Annotated in this window: 2 protein-coding genes; both read left to right on the plus strand. The window is 34.4% G+C overall.

The annotated features are described in order from the left end of the window. Positions 1–400: 400 nt before the first annotated feature. On the plus strand, positions 401–865 hold the full coding sequence (locus tag JCM15092_RS14155) for a radical SAM-associated putative lipoprotein (RefSeq protein WP_024995209.1): 465 nt from the start codon (positions 401–403) through the stop codon (positions 863–865). Next, positions 862–1941, plus strand: a complete 1080-nt coding sequence (locus JCM15092_RS14160) for a TIGR04133 family radical SAM/SPASM protein (RefSeq protein WP_024995210.1) — start codon at positions 862–864, stop codon at positions 1939–1941. The genes JCM15092_RS14155 and JCM15092_RS14160 overlap by 4 nt, the downstream gene beginning before the upstream one ends. The last annotated feature ends 440 nt before the right edge of the window (positions 1942–2381 follow it).

Here is a 2381-nt window from a genome sequence, read left to right on the forward strand (position 1 = left end):
TGTACATATCGCTTATCTCTTCCTTTATAGTTTAGCTTTCCCAATAGTCTTACAATTTTTTACACTAATAAATTGCAGACGGGTTTGCAATGCTTTGTACATAATCCTTATTGTTTCAATAGTTGAAAGATACCTGTATATATAGTATTTCATAGAAGATGCTTAGATAGGGCATTTAGGCTTCTCTATGTGCTCTTTTAGCTCATGGCCTAGAGAGTAGCCATTATTAATCAGAATGTATTATTAATGGAATATACTATTGATATAAGTCACATTGAAATAAAATCTTTTGTAGTATCTGATAATTGTAGTCATGCATTTTTTATTATTTTTACAAAGTTGGTGCAGCATTTTAAAATAATAAGCATTATAGTATAAAAGAACTTTAAATAATACTATCATGAAAAAAGGGAACAAAAAGATGGCATTAATTATGAATAGGATCATGATGTCAGTAATGGCTTTGTTAGGATTCAACTCATGTGGTGGAGATAGCCAGGATGAAATATCATGTGAATATGGATCACCATATGCTACATATGAGATAAAAGGAACTGTTACCAACGAAGCAGGAGAAGCTATTGCTGATATAAAAATACAAGCACTTCCTGAAGAAGGGACATATCCTCTTTTAGAACCTACATTAACCAATTCACAAGGTATATTCACAATATCCGGCACTGCATTTCCTGTTAAAAATCTGAATATTTCAGCAATTGATATAGATGGAGAGAAAAATGGGAACTATGAAACAAAAGACAATCTCATTACTATTACAGAGGATGACAGAATAGAAAATGGTAAAGAGTGGTATAGCGGAAAATTCTCTAAAGAGATAGCAATAAAAATGGTGATCAGGAAATGAGCAAAGATGTCTCACCTTCACTGAAGCAGCGTCTTGCACTTGAACTTGAAAGACAGGTACGTAAGAATGACATCAAGTTGCATACGCTAAAACAACTTTTCTGGGAATGTACTCTTCGTTGTAATCTTCATTGCAAACATTGCGGCAGCGACTGTAGAACTACTGCTTCTTTTCAAGATATGCCTGCTTCAGACTTTCTTAGAGTAATCGACAATATAACTCCTCACGTTGACACTCATAAGGTAATGATTATCTTCACGGGTGGCGAGCCACTTATGCGAGATGATCTTGAACAGATAGGGTTTGAGCTTAATAAAAGAGAATATCCATGGGGTATTGTCAGTAATGGACTTTTTCTTACTCCCGAAAGATTCAAAAATCTTTTACGTGTGGGCTTACACTCAGCTACAATCAGTCTTGATGGTATGGAAGATGATCATAATTGGATGCGCGGACATAATAAGAGTTTTGCAAAAGCCTCCGAGGCTATCCATATGTTAGCAAATACATCAAGCATTAAATTTGATGTAGTGACATGTGTGAATTGCCGAAATATATACTCACTTGAACAGATCAAGGAATATCTTATCAGCTTAGGAGTAAGGCATTGGCGACTGTTCACTATATTCCCAGTTGGTCGTGCAGCAGAGCACCCTGAATTCCAGTTGAGCGATAATGATTTCACTAAAGTCATGAAATTTATTGAAGCAACTCGTAATGAAGGTAAAATCAATGTGAGTTATGGTTGTGAAGGTTTCCTAGGCAAATATGAAGGGAAGGTAAGAAACAATTTTTATCGTTGCAATGCAGGAATAAAGGTAGCATCTATCCTTGCAGATGGTAGTATATCCGCGTGTCCTAGCATCAGATACAAATTCAATCAAGGAAATATATATAAGGATGATTTTTGGAATGTATGGGAGAGCAGATATGAACCTTTTCGTAACCGTCAATGGACAAAGAATGGAATATGCGCTGATTGTTCCATGTACCGTTATTGTGAAGGAAATGGAATGCATCTTCATGATGAAGATGGAAAGTTAATGCTTTGTCATTATCATAGATTAACTGAATAATATTATTTCACTCCGTCTTATAAAAACAGTTACTTTTACATCAGAGAACTAAAAATATTATATAAAGAAAATGTTTGTGGTAATTTCTATGAATATTGCCATTAGATGCAACATATAAAATTAAAAGAAATTTCTATCCAATTAGCATACTATCATAGCTTCTTTTCTTGTGTTGTAATTCTTACTTTAATCCAAATACTTATATGCTTTTTCGTTTATGTATAGGGTGTATTGTATACTAATAGTTGCCAATTTAAAGTTGAACTGAATTGTATATTATTCCCTTATTTGTTCACAACTGTACTATTTACTACTATTACAAGAGATAATTTTCAGTTGACGGCGACAACTTATCAGACGGCGACGGCAACCGATTAGATGACGCCGTCAACTGATGAGATGGCGACGCCAAATGAACAAGACAAAGGGATACATTATGT

It is taken from the genome of Phocaeicola paurosaccharolyticus JCM 15092 (assembly GCF_000613805.1).
In the GTDB taxonomy this organism is placed as follows: domain Bacteria; phylum Bacteroidota; class Bacteroidia; order Bacteroidales; family Bacteroidaceae; genus Phocaeicola; species Phocaeicola paurosaccharolyticus.

Excerpts from the sequence above, each read along its gene's own strand:
- JCM15092_RS14155 (WP_024995209.1), top strand. The coding sequence starts at position 401 with ATGAAAAAAGGGAACAAAAAGATGGCATTAATTATGAATAGGATCATG.
- JCM15092_RS14160 (WP_024995210.1), top strand. The coding sequence starts at position 862 with ATGAGCAAAGATGTCTCACCTTCACTGAAGCAGCGTCTTGCACTTGAA.